This window comes from Chryseobacterium sp. 14P4.3.2, from assembly GCF_057799275.1.
The window spans coordinates 174,736-191,046 of sequence record NZ_JBYOKO010000006.1; the positions used below are offsets into that span (position 1 = coordinate 174,736).

Genomic DNA, 16,311 nt, shown 5'->3' on the forward strand with positions numbered 1-16,311 from the left:
AATTAAAATTACAAATCAGCATAAATTTTTGAGCATGAGGGATAAAGCACAAAGGGCTTATAAGCATATTTCGAAATTCTACTTTTTCACCTATCAATCTGCATCAAAAGAGTTTATTTATATTTTGAATATCAGCTTTTTTCAGACAGCTTTCTGTCTATTAAGTATAAAATAATTCCTACTGCAACGATTCCCAGTCCTATCAAGCTTTCTTTAAGATTATGAACCAATGTAAAGTAGAGAATATATACGCTGAATAATAAAAAAACAGTGGGAAAAATATAAAAAGTATTGGATTTAAATATTTTGCGGTCTTCTTTTTTAAGAAAATATACGGTAGAAATAGCCAGACTTGCAAACAGCTGCAAAATAAAGGCTGTGTAGACGAATATTTCTTTAAAACTTCCTGTTAAAATAATAATGGCAGCAATTACAGCATGGGCAAATATAGCAATCACCGGAATTCCTTTTTTATTCCCAAATGACAGGGGCTTCCAAATATAGCTTTCTCTTGCAAAAGCCTGAGTCAGCCGGGAGCCAACCCACAAGTAACCGCTGACCGTGGCAATAAGCTGTAATGCAATAAAAATATTGACGATTTTTCCAAAGGAAAGTCCCAACATATTAACAGCAGCTTCTCCCATTACATCTTCTTTTCCTGCCAGCTGGCTTACAGGAGCGTGCTTCAACATAATATAATTAATCAGAATGTAGCTTACTGTCACAAAAACAGTTCCTATGATCAGGGATTTTGGAAGATTCTTTTGAACATCTTTTATTTCTCCCGCAATGTAAGAAGCTGAATTCCAGCCGGTATAGGAATAGGTAACAAAAACCATTGAGGTTGCAAAGGCCGGAAGCAGGATTTCTTTCTGCCAGCTGTTACTGAAATTCAAACTGTTCCCTATCTGAGGTGATTCTGAAAGACCTACTCCCAGAACAATGAGAACAATAATAAAAATCACTTTCACAAAAGTAAAAAAATTATGAAATCTGCTTGAAGTTTTTAAACTGAATGATAAGGCCATAGCAATCAGAAAAACAGCGATGATTGCAAAACCATTTCCAAAACTGTAGTTGAATACTGACAAATATTTTGACATGGCCAATGCGGCTAAGGCAACAGGGGATGAAAACCCGATAATTAATGATATCCAGCTTATGAGATATCCAAACAAAGGATGATAGGTTTCTTTAAGATAGATAAAATCTCCGCCATTTCCTTTAAAATGAGATCCCAGCTCGGCATAGCAGAAAGCCCCGAACAATGCCAGAATCCCTCCAATAACCCATAATAAAAAAATACTGTAGGTATTGGTGATATCGGAAAGCTGAAATCCCAACGTTGTAAAGATTCCTGTTCCTATCATATTGGACACTACGATAGCGGCAGCCGTTTTCCAGCCAATCTGATGTGAATGAGTGCTCATTGAGTTAAAATTAGATCTTTCTAAAAAATATATTTGTTTTGTATTGGTCTACTTAACGATCATTTTCTGAATGGCAACTCCCGTTTCTGATTTCAGCTGCACCCAATAAGTCCCTGCCGGATAATTAACTTTCAATTCATAAGTTCCACTCTCTTTGTTCAGTTTAAATTCATCAATCTTTCTACCGTTCATATCAAAAATCAAAACATTACCATTTTTAGCTTTGTTAAATAATAGTTTTGCCAAGCCGTCTTTTACAGGGTTATTCTCAATCTGAAGTGAGAGTTTGTGAACCGCGTTTGCATCTTCTGTTGATAAAGCTCCTGCATAATTGCCAAAGATTCTGAATTCTCCTGGCTGAAGGGTTATTGGGGCAATCGTGGAAATAATATTAGTAACCGTGTTATCCATCAAATTCTGCCATTGCCCTGCATATGGAAAATAGGGAACAACATTTTGTACAGAAGCGGCATAATTGGCCAGTACGACAACATTCTTCATTCCGTTAATCGTATCATCGTATATATAAATCCTTGTGATAAGACCATTTGGATCATTTGTCAGATTATTTGACTCTATGCTGTATGTCTTCGATTTGAATACAGGGTTGGTATTTCGGATGCTGATAATTTTTGCCCAGGTATCATATACTCCTTTTCTGGCAGCATCAGTATCATAGCCCAACGTAAATGCCACGGGCTTTTCATCTGTTCTGCATCCGCTGCTAATAGTACCGTCTGCACACCTGTTGATACTGAATTCATATCCTAATTCTCCAAACTGCCAGATCATTTTTGGGCCTGGAATAGTAAAGAACGCAGCGCCAAAGGTTTTCATTCTTTCGAGAGCTGTCGTAAGATTTTTAACACTATAGCTTCCGTTTATCGCTCCATAAGCAAGGTTTTTAAACATTAGCCTTTCTTCATCGTGGCTTTCTCCATATCCTACAGCGCGCATATTGGTAAAGCCGTGAAGAGTATGATTCATTCTGTCATAGTTGCTGTTCTCCTTATATCCCATTGTATTCTGATTGTAAGGGTCTGTCTGTTTATTCCAAAGTAATACTCCCTTCCCTTCTGCTACTCTGTAATTGGCCCATTGCTGTTCTTCTGCGTCTGTTCCCAGATGTTCGAAAATCATATAAGAATTCGGGTCGATTGCCCACTGTCTGTCTGCATAATATTTCATGATATCCACCCTATCCTGTTGATAGGCATTGGTACACGCTTCATCATTTTCTGAACAGCTTTGGGTAAATCCTTTTGTTAAATCCCAACGGAATCCATCAACATGATAATCTGTAAGCCATTGCTGAAGGCATCTTTCAACGTAATATTGAGTTGAGGTACTTGTGTGGTTAAAATCATTAAATACATTATAGGAATGTTTTGGAACCTGATTGAAATAAGGGTTATTGGGAGCAACATCTCCATATCCGTCACCATCCGGATCAATATTCCAGAGCCTCACTAATGGTGAACGTCCTGTTGCATGATTGAAAGCAACATCTAAAATAACAGCAATCCCATTCTGATGGCACAGATCTACAAATTCTTTGAATTTTTCCGGAGTTCCATAGGCTTTGTCCAGAGCATAATGGAAAGATGTATTATATCCCCACGAAAGATTTCCATCAAATTCCATGATCGGAAGCAGTTCGATTGCATTAATCTTCAGGTTCTTTAAGTAAGAAATCTTATTAATCAGCGACTGCCAGTTTTTTTCCTGTGTAAAATCCCTTAGCAATAACTCATATACGATCAGGTCTTCTTTTGCAGGTCTTTGGAAATTCGCTACCTGCCAGTTATAAGGTGTCTGTCCTGTTTTAAATGTTGAAACTTCAAAGTCCTGCCCCGCAGGAAATACCGGCAGATTGGGATAAGTGGAAGATGAGATCCATTGATCATCATAAGAAGAAAGAATTTGTGGTGAATAGGGATCCGCTACTTTTTTTAAATCATTGGTTCTATATTGAAAAGAATATAATTGCTGCGGGGTAAGCCCACTTAGTTCAATCCAGTAAAGATCAGGGTTTGTGGTATCTTTTTTCATTAAATAGGCATCATCCACCGTCCAGCTGTTGAAACTTCCAATCACATGCACGAAATTTTTTCCGGGAGCATATAAAGCAAGTCCTGCTTTTGTCTGATCTGTGGGATGGTAATTGATTCCCTGTTTTATCCAGCCCGGAATCGCTTCGGAAACCACATTTCTGGGAATCTGCAACATGAATGCTGCGCTTTTAGAACTTGATCCCTGGGTAGCAACAAGCTCCATATTGGCATCCTGTGAAACGCTATAGTTGTAAGAATAAGATTGTGAAGGAGCACTTGTAGAATTCACGATGGTTCCGTTCGCTTTTAACTGGAAAGTTGCGTTTACATTGGTTGCCGCTGTAATGCTGATTGAGCTTCCCGCCTGCACAGAGGTAAGACTATTTGCCATTGGATTGGTTAAAGTCATATTTAAAATTCCAACGTTTACAAAAATATCCGGTGAGGTCTGATGTGATCCTGTTTTATCTTTTAATAAAAATCCAAATCTTCCAATCCCTGTCCTTCCGAAAAAAACAGTCGGAGTAAAAGTGAATGAATAGGTATCTGTTACTGCGTTATAAATCAGTTTATTCAGATCACCGGAATTATTCCAACTGCCATTCGTAGGACAATCCTGGCTATTCTGATAGCTGGTATCAAAAGACCATGACCAAATGTAAACTGAATGATCAGTAATTCCCCATACCGATTCGTCGATCTGATCTCCCGGCACCGTTAGAGTGACATTATCTGTTTCATTGAATAGATTTGGGGCAATGGTATAATTGATCTGTCCAAAAACAAACACTGCAACAAGCAGAAAAACAACAGAGTAAAACTTTTTCATGTCTTATTTTTATCGAATATAATATTAATTTTCTTTTTTGCAGCATCTATTTTTTATTTTATCCTTAGTGTTTTTATTATTTATCACAAAAAAAGCCCATGAAAATTTCATGGACTTTCCAATAAAAGTAATTGTAATGAACTATTATTTTTTACAAGTATAGGACTGTATATACAATCTTACACTAGTTTTTAATTATTTTTTTAGAAATTGTCTGTCCGTTTTTTAATTTCAGATCAACAATGTATACTCCATTAGCCAGTCCGGTCATATCGATCTGGTTATTTGAAAATAGTACATTCATTCTTTGCCCTACGGCATTGATAACATTTACATTTTCAATATTTGAATCAGCTTTAATATAAAGAATTCCTTTGGTAGGATTTGGATATACTCCTAAAGATGCAGTATTCAGGCTAATTTCTGATGTACCCAGTGCAGATGATGGCTTGATACATCGTACAGAAGATCCCTGCCCTCTCATAGCCCCTGAAGATGCATTAGCAATGGTTGTCCCAATATACAGATATTTCCCTCCTAAGCCTGAAGTATCTGAACTCCAGAAATATCCTTTCTGCCCTACAAAAGTATAATCTCCCGTGCTGGAACTTCTGTATCCTCCTGCCGGCAGCTTCAGATTACTTCCATAAGCATTGGCCGGATTATTAATACCCTCTGCAACAACCAAAGCAGTCCAATCTGCCTGGGAAGGCATTTTCCAATCTGTCCCGATGGCTTTGCATGGATCTACTCCTAAAAATTTGCCGGCCTGAGCAGGTGATATGGCATTCCATTGATCTGTAGAAACAAAACCTGTCCACCAGGCAGGCGACCCCGCTATAAAAGATCCGGCAACTGCTGCTGCCCCTTCAGGTGTGTTAGGTGCAGGTGCAGGTGCAGTGGGAGCATTTCTAAGCTGATGTCCGTCATCCCATCTTCCCCACTGGAAAACATCACCATAGGAAGCAGCATCATCCATTGACAAAGCTACCTGAGAGCTTCCTAAATTCTGCTGAAGCCATATTTTTCCATCTGCTCCTCTTACTGTTGTATAAGAAACCGGCTGTCCCTGATACGTAAAAGTTACGCAGCCTATATCTCCGGTATTGGCACCCGGGTCTGTATTGGTACATACTTGTGGTGTATTGGTAAGAGATATTCTTTTAACTTTTGTTTCGTTTTCTGAATAAGCCAGTACAAGATAATTATGAGCTTTATCTATAGCCAGATCATTGTATTTTGCTTCACCATCAGAGACAAAATCACCTCCAAAGCTTACCCAGTTCTGAGAATCATCCAGTTTATAAACTGTATTTCTCAGGAAGTTATCATTTTCAAAACGGCTGGCTACCACATATGGAGTACCGGATGCCGTCACTGCTAAAGCTATATGCTGAACTCCTCCCTCAGAAAAATTAGCGTTTCCAACCTGAATCCAAGAGCTTCCGTTGAATTTTTTAACGTTCACTCTTCTTCCTCCTCCTGAATTGGAAACATAGGCAACATAGATTGTATTGGAAGCATCCAATGCCATATCAGTATTGTACTGCTCACCTGAAGATGCTGCATCCACAGCTGCCCCTCCTACAAGACTCCAATTTTGTGAAGCATCAGCGCCTGTACTGTTTTGATATACTTTTACTCCTCCTGATACATTGCTGGTATACACCATATTATTAGTTCCAATATGCATTTCTGCAAATTCAGCTCCTCCTGAAAATCCTGCATTTCCTACCTGCTCCCATCCTCCGTTAACATATCTTTTTACAGTTCCCGAATTATAAGACCCGTAAGTAAATAAAATATCGTCCGAAGATACAGCAGAAGCCTGATAATTAACAGAACTTTCTGTAGCATTAGGAAGCTGAGACCATAAAGAACCGCTAAACAAGCGTACTTCCATCCCGGATCCCGGATAGCCAAGCTGGTTGGTATAATATATAGTGCTTCCTGACGGGCTCACTGACAAGGAATTGTAGGTTGCTGTTCCGGTGGTAATACCGGCACTTCCACCAAGATATGACCATGCTGTCCCATCAAATTTCTGAACAGAACCTCTGGCAACGGGAACATCATAATAGGATAGATAATAATTTCCGCTATTATCAATCACCAGATTATTAAAACTGCTTCCTCCTGCTGATACATTCTGAACACCTCCAACATTCTCCCATTGCTGGGCATATAAATAACTTCCCGCAACGGTCAACAACGCTAATCCCGTTGTTATTTTCTTTATTGCAAAATGTAAACTTTTAAACATATTAAATATTATTTTTAATTATTCTAAATTTAATTTAATTTTGCGCAAAAGTACCTCACATAATTAACCCCGAGTTATCATTTTCAAACTTTTGGTTATCCTGCGCAGTACTTTGCTTAAAGTTATTTGTACCATGGCCGTAAAAATGTGTTGTATGAGGAATCAACCTAAAAGTGGACTTTTGTTCAGATCCGAAGACATCAAAATCACTATACAGGAGGATTTGTGTCCTGACCAATCCTTCAAATCACATTTGCTTGAAGGCAAATCAAGTTTTAATCTTCTCTTTATCCTGAGCCCGGATGTCAATCTGAAAGCTTATGACTGTGGAACTCAATTTTTATTTAAGAAAAACCAATATATACTGCACTATTCGTCTAAAGAAAGTAAGGCTGAGCTATGGACTGAAAACCAGGAAATATTGAAATACTTCCAAATCCAAATTAATTACCAATATATTTTTAACCTCATCAATCCGGAACTTAACCGGGAGAACGCAGAGATTCTGGAAAATATGATTTCTAATAATTTTATATTCCTTCACAAAAAAACTCCTCCTGACATGACTGTTGAAATGCATATGATAGTAAAGGAGATTCAGGGATATTCCAAGAGAGGAATTATGCAGAAATTATTCATTGAGGCAAAGATCATCAAACTTCTTATTTTAATTTTTGAACAGTTCAATGAAAAAAACACTCAGGAGATAACACCAAGGGCAACTGAAATGATTAAGAATTTCATCGATGAAAACTACCACAGAAATATAAAAGCTGAGGAACTGGGAAAACTGATAGGGGTAAATCCGAATATCATCAGGAGAGAGTTTAAGGCACAGTACCACACTACAATTTCCAATTATATATCAGACCTCAGAATGCTGAAAGCTAAAAAACTGATTACCAATAAGGAAATTATGATCAAGGAAATTGCTATAGAATGCGGATATGAGTATCTGCAGAATTTCACGCGGGCTTTTAAAAAGAAATTCGGAATATCTCCGGAAAACCTCAGGAATAATAAATAAGAAAAACCGCCTAAAAAATTAAGCGGTTTATATATGTTGTTTTGCTTTGATATTACTTTTTCAGAATTCAGGTGAAAAAGCAATGACAATCAATTAATGATGATGTCCGTGATCGTGAAGGAACGGTCCGTTACCTTTAGGCTCGTTGTAGATCACCTCTACACCTTCCTGTTCGTATACTTTCTTTCTTCTGATATCTTCAGGATCGAAAGGCTTTACTTTTCCGAAGTACTCCTTCAGACCTTCAGTCAACCAAATTGGGATAACCCATCCGAAGAACATGAAAATACACCAGAATCCCACTAAGAACATAGTAATGAAGAAGATAGTCCAAAGGAACTGGTAGAACGGCCAAAATGCTGATAATATCGTTATCATTCTCTTAAAGATTTTAGGCAAAAATAGAACTTTTTTCCTTTTTACACAAAAGATCAGTGCTCTATTTTATTATTTATTTTAATTCTATATAGATTTTAAGGCCATGAGACTTAATATCTGAGGCCTTAATAATCGTTTTTAATTTAATTAATGGGCAAGATTTGCGAAGAAATCATTTCCTTTATCATCACTAATGATGAATGCAGGGAAATCTTTTACTTCAATTTTTCTTACCGCTTCCATTCCTAATTCCGGAAAGTCCACTACTTCTACGGATACAATATTGTCTTTTGCAAGAATCGCTGCAGGTCCTCCGATAGATCCAAGATAGAAACCTCCGTATTTGCCGCACGCATTGGTAACATCTTTACTTCTGTTTCCTTTTGCCAGCATGATCATGCTTCCGCCGTGACTTTGGAATTCATCAACGTACACATCCATTCTTCCTGCTGTAGTTGGTCCGAAACTTCCTGAGGCCATTCCTTCCGGTGTTTTTGCCGGTCCTGCATAGTAGATTGGGTGGTTTTTGAAATATTCCGGCATTGGCTTACCACTGTCAATAATTTCTTTGATTTTTGCGTGAGCGATATCTCTTGCTACGATCAATGTTCCATTTAATTTCAATCTTGTTTTGATTGGATATTTTGAAAGCTCTGCCAAAATTTCAGGCATTGGCTTATTCAAATCAATTTCAACGGCTTCTTCCAGATGTGGAGGGGTATCCGGCAAGAATCTCTTCGGGTCTTGTTCCAGCTGTTCAAGGAAAATACCTTCTTTTGTAATTTTACCTTTTATATTTCTGTCTGCAGAACATGAAACTCCCATTCCTACAGGGCAAGAAGCTGCGTGTCTTGGAAGCCTGATCACTCTTACATCATGAGTAAGGTATTTACCGCCAAACTGTGCTCCAATTGCACTTTCCTGACAGATCTTCTGAACTTTTGCCTCCCACTCAAGGTCTCTGAACGCCTGCCCGGCTTCATTTCCTTCTGTTGGAAGATTGTCATAATACTTTGCTGAAGCTTTTTTTACTGTAGCAAGGTTTGCTTCTGCCGATGTCCCTCCTATTACCAAAGCTAAGTGGTATGGCGGACAAGCTGCTGTTCCAAGGTCGGAAATTCTTTCTTTAACGAATTCTTCCAGAGATTTTTCGTTCAATAGAGATTTCGTCTTTTGGTATAAGAAAGTCTTATTCGCAGAACCTCCTCCTTTTGTAAGGAATAAAAATTCATAATAATCTCCCTTTTTAGCATAAATATCAATCTGTGCAGGAAGGTTTGATCCCGAATTCTTCTCCTCAAACATAGTCAAAGGAACAACCTGAGAATATCTTAAGTTTCTTTTTTGGTAAGTATTGTAGATCCCTTTGCTCAGGTATTCTCCATCATCTACACCTGTGTATACATTTTCCCCTTTTTTACCCATTACAATGGCAGTTCCCGTATCCTGACATGAAGGAAGTGCTCCTTCAACAGCTACGGCTGCATTTTGCAAAAGGTTGTAAGCAACAAATCGGTCATTGTCTGTAGCTTCAGGATCATCAATGATTCTTTTAAGACTTTCAAGGTGAGAAGAACGAAGCATAAAGGAAACATCTGCCATCGCCTCTTCTGCCAATAATTCCAATCCTTTAGGGTCTACTGTCAAAATTTCTCTGTCGCCAAGTTTTTCAACTTTTACATAATCTGATGTAAGCTTTTTATACACCGTATCATCTTTCTGAATAGGATACGGATCCTGATATCTAAAATCCATTCAATTTTTTGTTTGTACAAAAATACGGCTTCCTTTAAAAAAACATGAGCAAAGTCAGTCATTAAAATTGATATTTATAATGATTATAAATTGCAGAATTCTTCGGTTATCACTAACTTTATAAAAATTTCAATCACAATGAATTACAGAATAGAAAAAGACACCATGGGAGAAGTGCAGGTACCTGCGGACAAGCTTTGGGGTGCACAGACGGAACGTTCCAGAAACAATTTCAAAATCGGACCTGAAGGATCTATGCCACATGAGATCATTGAAGCTTTTGCTTATCTGAAAAAGGCTGCAGCTTATACCAATACTGATCTGGGAGTTCTTCCTGCTGAAAAAAGAGATATGATCGCCCGGGTATGTGACGAAATTCTGGAAGGAAAGCTTAATGATCAGTTTCCTTTGGTCATCTGGCAGACAGGCTCAGGAACGCAGTCCAATATGAATGTGAATGAAGTGATTTCCAACAGAGCTCATGTGAACAACGGGGGGACGTTGGGCGAGAAATCAGAAATCCATCCGAATGATGATGTCAACAAATCCCAGTCTTCTAACGATACTTATCCTACGGCTATGCACATCGCTGCTTATAAAAAGGTAGTGGAAGTGACTATTCCAGCGGTTGAAAAATTGAAAAATACGCTGCTTGAAAAATCCAAAGCATTCAAGGATGTAGTAAAAATCGGAAGAACCCACCTGATGGATGCTACTCCACTTACACTGGGACAGGAGTTTTCAGGGTATGTGGCTCAACTGGAATTTGGCTTAAGAGCATTAAAAAATACGCTACCCCATCTTTCTGAGCTGGCTTTAGGGGGAACAGCTGTAGGAACGGGATTGAATACTCCTAATGGCTATGATGTAAAAGTAGCTGAATATATCGCAAAGTTTACCAATCACCCTTTCATCACTGCTGAAAATAAATTTGAAGCACTGGCTGCTCATGATGCTATTGTGGAAAGCCATGGTGCATTAAAGCAGCTTGCTGTATCTCTATTTAAAATTGCACAGGATATCAGATTGATGGCATCCGGACCGCGCTCCGGAATCGGGGAAATTCATATTCCTGAAAATGAACCGGGATCATCCATTATGCCAGGAAAAGTAAATCCTACGCAAAATGAGGCTCTGACCATGGTTTGCGCGCAAGTATTGGGAAATGACACTACAATCTCTTTTGCAGGAACCCAGGGAAATTACGAGCTGAATGTTTTCAAACCTGTAATGGCCTATAATTTCTTGCAGTCTGCCCAATTAATCGCTGATGCGTCTATTTCTTTCAATGATCACTGTGCAGTAGGTATTGAACCGAATCATGAGAGAATTCAAGAGCTGGTGGACAAATCCTTAATGCTTGTCACTGCCTTAAATACTCATATTGGCTATGAAAACGCAGCAAAGATTGCAAAAACCGCCCATAAAAATGGAACTACTTTAAAAGAGGAAGCAGTCAATCTTGGTCTGTTAACAGCAGAACAGTTTGACGAATGGGTAAAACCTGAAGATATGGTAGGAAGTTTAAAATAATTAGATTTAATTTCATTCATAGACTTGAAAAAACTCCGGAGATTTTTCCCCGGAGTTTTTAGTTGAATAAAAAGTTCAATTATTCTAATCCAATGCTAATTCCAAACACCAACGCTTTATCATTTTTAAAGTGGCTGTCTTTAAAGAAATTACTGAAGTCTTTTTTCACAAAAATACTCACACTGTTATAGGACAAAGTAAGCTGGCCGCCATAAATATAAGGATTCACCTGATAGTTGTCTCTTTTTCTTAATTCTCCGTTGTTTCCGTCTATAATATTATTGGTGGACATTCTTGCTCCTCCATACACATTAGCCCCTATTTTTAACCCTCTGTAATAGTTCCGGTACTGAACATCCATACCTGCATTTTTAAGTTTGGAAAAATTGTACTGAAGCCCCAGAGGAACTACAATATAACCCGTTCTCAGTTTACTTTTGCTTATATCACCATTATAATGTTCCAGATAAACATTATTATCAAAATTCTTTGCAAAGACCATATTATTATCCAGGCGAAGCGTTCTCCATGAGAATCCCAATCCGGATATAATGGCCCATGGACTGGTTCTGCTGAGCTGATAGTTTAGTTTCAAGCCGAATTCCAAATTATTAGAATATCCAATATTTTTATCCAGATCATTATCCTGAAGGCTGTTCGTCATTGTCATAATTCCGTAAGAAAAGTATCCTGTAATACTTCTGCTGGGGCGGAATTTTTTCAGAAGCTTTGCTTTAAGCTCCTCTTTAGATGCAGCATCCGTATTGAGAAGAGAATATCTTACCTGCTTCTGAATGACTCCATCAAGATCAAACCCAAGTTCCTCAATCCTTTTATCTATTTTCTCTGAATAGCGGTCTGCGATCTGAGCCTTTTGCTTGTCAAATTCAGTTTTATCCAGATTTTTAGACTGAAGATTCAACAACTCTGCTTCCATGAGCTTTTTCTCTTCCTGAATGATAGCATTAATCTGGCCAGCATACTCTTCAATTTTATCTTTTACGATAGGACTTACCTCCGTATCTTTTTTAGATGCAAGATTGATATTGAATGTCTTTTGCCCGTAAAATGAGGACGAGAAAAGACACACCAATCCCATCAGGATAAATTTCTTGATCATATTATTAATTTTTAAATTTTAAATAAATTAGTTTCTATTGAGTTCTATTGTAGCCACATTACTCCCATCCTTGGTCTTTTCGATCACATCTTTGTGTTCTACTGAGAAAAGCAATGCAGAAGGGTCCACATATTTTTTCTTTTTAACCTGAATTTTTGAGGAATCAGCTTTTGCCAGAATTTTGGGATCGGTCATTCTGATTACTTCCAGTTTTCTTGCCGGAAGCCCTTCTTTAGTGAGAATAGTGTTTTTATCTGGCACCGGTATAGCGGTTATTTTTTCTGTTTTCTCCTTTGACGGGATATTTTTTATATCTTTTTTTACAGGGTTTTGCGCTGCCAATACAGGATTATCATTATTTGGTTCAGTAATGATCTGATCTTCATTTTGTTCTTTTACCTCTTTTACAATTTTGGGCTGCTCTACCAAAGGTTCCTCTTTAAGGAACAACAGAACAGTGCCTAAACTGAAAGTCAGGATAATACATGCAGCTACCAATATCCAGTTTATCTTTAATTTGGGAGCCTTGTTATTTTGGGTTTGCCACTCAATCTCAGACCACAGATCTCTGGAAGGGGCAACTTCTCTTTCCTCGATCTGTTTTTTGATCTGCCATTCGAAATTATCTTTAGATGTGTTCATTTTTCATTTTTTTTTGTTGTTGCAAATAGATCTTTCTTAGTTTTTCTTTTGCTCTAAACAACTGTGTTTTGCTTACAGCAACCGAAATCTGCAGAGCATCAGCAATTTCCTGGTGAGAATAGCCTTCCAAAACGTAAAGATTGAAAACCATTCGGTAAGCATCCGGAAGCTGGTCCAGAAGTTCCTGAGCATTAAAGTCGAAAGCGATGTCCGGATCATGAATATCCTGCTGGAAAGAATGATTAATCTCATCCAGATAAAAAACCGTTTTATGGCTTTTGATAAAGTTCAGGCATTCGTTAACAACAATCCGCCTTGCCCAGCTTTCAAGATTAGCGTCACCTCTGAAACTTTCAATATGCTTAAAAATCTTACAGAATGCTTTGATGAGACAATCTTCTGCCTGATACAAGTCACTTACATAGCTCTTGCTTACGCTTAGGAATTTCTTTACATTCTTCTCATAGAAAAGCTTCTGTGCCACCGGATCCTGTTTTTTCAGGCGGCTCAACAAATCTTCTTTTTTATTTACGAACAAAAGTTTCATTCTAATGCTGTTTCTTGTATTAAAGACAACAAATATTTTAAAAAGTTACAGAAAAATATATTTTTTTGAAATTTATTTAAACGGAATGGCTCGTGAAAGCTCTAAAACAATGCTCCACATATTTCCATCAGTATATAAAATTTTGAATTTCAGTCTATTAATTCTATTTTTCTTACATTAGGAATACCAAATTTATAAATCCAAAGCCATGAAAAATTTAAAAAAAGTAAACAGACAAAATTTAAAACAATTTCCTGGAGGAGGCTCTGTACCTACATGCTCCGGAAGGCTGCAATATCTTGTAGGCTTCAATGGATACTATGCTTGCTGCAAGGAACAGATCAATAACCCCTGCTCAACGACTGTAATGTGCATGCTTCCTATAGGAATGTGTGATTAAAAAGTAAAAAGGTCAGAAATGAAATATTCCTGACCTTTTTTATATCTAGATTCATTTAGATCGTCACTTCTGAAACCTGATCTGCAAAATACTGTTCAAGGTCCTTCAAGGTTTCCGGATTGGTCTGAATATCTTTTACAATAAGCCCTTTATTCACCACTACAATTCTGTTGCAGACTTCTGTCGTGTGGGAAAGATCATGGCTGGAAATAAGGAAAGTCACCCCATCCTGTTTGGATAATTCTTTGATAAGATTTTTAAGTTTGATTTGTGTGGAAGGGTCAAGATTGGCAAACGGCTCATCAAGAATAATAATTTCCGGGTTTCCGATAATCGCTCCTACAATTCCCACCTTTTTCTGGTTCCCTTTAGAAAGATCACGGATGTACTTTCCGGATTTAAGAATTTCCCCGTTAAAAAGATCATGAAAGGGTTTCAGAAACTCATCTACAGAAGCTTTATTCTGGCCTCTCAGCTCACCAATGAAATAAAAATATTCTTCCGGAGTAAGATATCCGATGAGAAAAGTATCATCTACAAAAGCTGAAACTTTATTCTTCCAGACTTCGGATTCATTTACTTTAATTCCGTCAATGCTTACAAACCCCGTACTTGCCTGAATCAAATCGAGCATAAGACTGAAAAGCGTTGTTTTTCCCGCTCCGTTATTCCCTACCAGACCAAATGTTTCGCCATTTGGAATTTCAAGATTCTCAATGTTCAGAACCGTTGCTGTTCCGTATGTTTTTGATAAATTATTTATACTGATCATGGCTTAACCTTTATTTTTAAATGCTTCAAGTGTACTGTATTTTTCTTTCTTGTAATGTTTTACAATGATATCAAAGATCTTCTCTCTGAGCAGGAATCCTATAAACCCTAAAACGGCAATTGAGATAACGGCTGCTGTAATTCCCGAGAAATACTTTACGATGGCAAAGACCGCCATTGGAAGGAGCATTTTAGGAATCAGAAGAAGTAATGCAATCATGTTGAAACTTCCTTTCTGCCCAAATCTTTTTTCCTTTGAGTTTAGATCAATCTGACTTTTATTGAATGCTCCTGACCAGAGGGTAAATTGAGAGTTTACCCCAATATTGTAAAGCCCTGCTGCAAAAAATGTAACATAAATCTCCCAGCCAAAATAGGCATAAAACAAAGCTATAATTATAGAGATTCCTGTTACAATATTAATGAGCCACCATTTTGCTTTTATATATTCTTTGTAAGGAACATTCAGGGTCATCATTAAAGGGTAATAAGAACTGTCAAATGCAGGAACTCTCTGCCCAAACAGAAACTGGAATCCTCCTGTTACAAAAAGTCCCATGAACATAATCATCGCCGGAGTTTTATACATAACGTTGGCATACATCAGCAAACCATAAAAAAGAAACATAAAGCTTCCCAAAAGGATTCCTTTTGTCACCTTATTACGTCTGAGCATTTTAATATCATTATTGATAAATGTCCCTGTAACGCCGTATTTATTCAGGAAAGCAATATTTTCAGTTTTTCCAACTGCTTTTTTTGCTTCAAGTCCCTGATCTAGGTAGAACTCCCGACGCAGGTATTTAAAGCATACAAACCAAAGCCCCGCAAACAAAGCAATAGGTATCAACACAAAGTAAGGCTTATCATAAAAGCTATAAAAAACAGATTCTGAATAAGACAGTAACGGAATAATATGATAATACCCCAAAGCTCCTATTGCAGCAAAGCATATGCCTACAAACAAAGCCACGGTCTCTTTACCATTAAAGAAAATATTGATAAAGTTATTCATATAAAGAAGCATTGAGATTCCTACCAACCAGGTGAATACTCCAAAGAAACTATATCCGTTGAACAGAGCCATTATAGAAAATGTAACAAAAAACAGAGAACTCAGCCAGCTGAATGCTGAAAGAAATGTTTTTGCCAGCATATAATTAACCAGTGTATTCTTTCTGATACTCAGAGTAAGAAAAGGTTTGATATTCTGTGTTGGGATTTCCTGCCATAGATATTTTAGAATTAAATCTATAACCCAGGCAATGATTAAGAATCTTGATGCTATTATTAATGGATTCTGATGCATCTCCTCCTGTACATAATAAAAAGAAATACACGCTCCGGCAATGAGGCACACCATGAAATAAAAAATCCCGAAAAGTCTCAGAATTTTCATGGCAAGATTGATCCCCAAAGAACTGCCGCGAAAGAAGCTTTTAATTTCCAGTCTAAGGAACTTTAGAAACATATGTTAGTTTTTTACATTAGTATGTATAATGCAAAAAATGTTACAGATTTCATCACAAAATCATCAATAAATTGGAAAATATAAAACCCAA

The 16,311-nt window shown here is 37.5% G+C and carries 13 protein-coding genes; 3 read left to right on the plus strand and 10 right to left on the minus strand.

Going from position 1 to position 16,311, the window contains the following annotated elements:
- Positions 1-131 precede the first annotated feature (131 nt).
- The 3 genes from AC27VX_RS11445 to AC27VX_RS11455 all read right to left on the minus strand — a co-directional run bounded on the left by AC27VX_RS11445 (position 132) and on the right by AC27VX_RS11455 (position 6,576).
- A complete protein-coding gene (locus AC27VX_RS11445; protein ID WP_488695651.1) occupies positions 132-1,430 on the minus strand; it encodes an APC family permease in 1,299 nt (432 codons plus the stop codon).
- Positions 1,431-1,478: 48 nt separating this feature from the next.
- The gene (locus AC27VX_RS11450) at positions 1,479-4,313 is read right to left on the minus strand and encodes an alpha-amylase family glycosyl hydrolase (RefSeq protein ID WP_488695653.1); all 2,835 of its coding nucleotides are present in this window, start codon (positions 4,311-4,313) and stop codon (positions 1,479-1,481) included.
- Between the two features lie 184 nt (positions 4,314-4,497).
- On the minus strand, positions 4,498-6,576 hold the full coding sequence (locus AC27VX_RS11455; protein ID WP_488695655.1) for a T9SS type A sorting domain-containing protein: 2,079 nt from the start codon (positions 6,574-6,576) through the stop codon (positions 4,498-4,500).
- Between the two features lie 154 nt (positions 6,577-6,730).
- Here AC27VX_RS11455 and AC27VX_RS11460 point away from each other — a divergent pair, with 154 nt between their 5' ends.
- Complete coding sequence (locus tag AC27VX_RS11460) at positions 6,731-7,603, plus strand: helix-turn-helix transcriptional regulator (protein ID WP_488695657.1); 873 nt, start codon at positions 6,731-6,733, stop codon at positions 7,601-7,603.
- A gap of 93 nt (positions 7,604-7,696) precedes the next feature.
- Here the strand turns inward: AC27VX_RS11460 and AC27VX_RS11465 are convergent, their stop codons facing one another.
- Together AC27VX_RS11465 and AC27VX_RS11470 are read right to left on the minus strand one after the other, a co-directional pair.
- Positions 7,697-7,981, minus strand: coding sequence for a hypothetical protein (locus AC27VX_RS11465; protein WP_236856491.1), 285 nt, complete (start codon positions 7,979-7,981; stop codon positions 7,697-7,699).
- 147 nt (positions 7,982-8,128) lie between these two features.
- The gene (locus AC27VX_RS11470) at positions 8,129-9,736 is read right to left on the minus strand and encodes a fumarate hydratase (RefSeq protein WP_236856492.1); all 1,608 of its coding nucleotides are present in this window, start codon (positions 9,734-9,736) and stop codon (positions 8,129-8,131) included.
- Between the two features lie 138 nt (positions 9,737-9,874).
- Here AC27VX_RS11470 and fumC point away from each other — a divergent pair, with 138 nt between their 5' ends.
- On the plus strand, positions 9,875-11,269 hold the full coding sequence (gene fumC / locus AC27VX_RS11475) for a class II fumarate hydratase (protein WP_236856493.1): 1,395 nt from the start codon (positions 9,875-9,877) through the stop codon (positions 11,267-11,269).
- 79 nt (positions 11,270-11,348) lie between these two features.
- On the opposite strand, the gene AC27VX_RS11480 is transcribed toward fumC, so the two are convergent.
- The 3 genes from AC27VX_RS11480 to AC27VX_RS11490 are packed head-to-tail and all read right to left on the minus strand — an operon-like array spanning position 11,349 to position 13,578.
- Positions 11,349-12,389 carry an outer membrane beta-barrel protein gene (locus AC27VX_RS11480; protein WP_488695660.1) on the minus strand — a complete coding sequence of 347 codons (1,041 nt, stop codon included), beginning with the start codon at positions 12,387-12,389 and terminating at the stop codon, positions 11,349-11,351.
- Positions 12,390-12,416: 27 nt separating this feature from the next.
- Positions 12,417-13,031, minus strand: coding sequence for a hypothetical protein (locus AC27VX_RS11485; protein WP_488695662.1), 615 nt, complete (start codon positions 13,029-13,031; stop codon positions 12,417-12,419).
- Positions 13,018-13,578: an RNA polymerase sigma factor gene (locus AC27VX_RS11490; protein ID WP_488695664.1), complete on the minus strand. Its 561-nt coding sequence runs from the start codon at positions 13,576-13,578 to the stop codon at positions 13,018-13,020. Before AC27VX_RS11490 ends, AC27VX_RS11485 begins: the two co-directional genes overlap by 14 nt.
- A 208-nt stretch (positions 13,579-13,786) precedes the next feature.
- On the opposite strand from AC27VX_RS11490, the gene AC27VX_RS11495 reads away from it, so the two are divergent.
- A complete protein-coding gene (locus AC27VX_RS11495) occupies positions 13,787-13,978 on the plus strand; it encodes a hypothetical protein (RefSeq protein WP_300690626.1) in 192 nt (63 codons plus the stop codon).
- Positions 13,979-14,033: 55 nt separating this feature from the next.
- On the opposite strand, the gene AC27VX_RS11500 is transcribed toward AC27VX_RS11495, so the two are convergent.
- Together AC27VX_RS11500 and AC27VX_RS11505 are read right to left on the minus strand one after the other, a co-directional pair.
- Positions 14,034-14,750 carry an ABC transporter ATP-binding protein gene (locus tag AC27VX_RS11500; RefSeq protein ID WP_236856498.1) on the minus strand — a complete coding sequence of 239 codons (717 nt, stop codon included), beginning with the start codon at positions 14,748-14,750 and terminating at the stop codon, positions 14,034-14,036.
- A gap of 3 nt (positions 14,751-14,753) precedes the next feature.
- Positions 14,754-16,220 (minus strand): DUF5687 family protein, encoded by a 1,467-nt coding sequence (locus AC27VX_RS11505; RefSeq protein WP_488695666.1) that lies wholly within the window; start codon positions 16,218-16,220, stop codon positions 14,754-14,756.
- Positions 16,221-16,311: the final 91 nt, after the last annotated feature.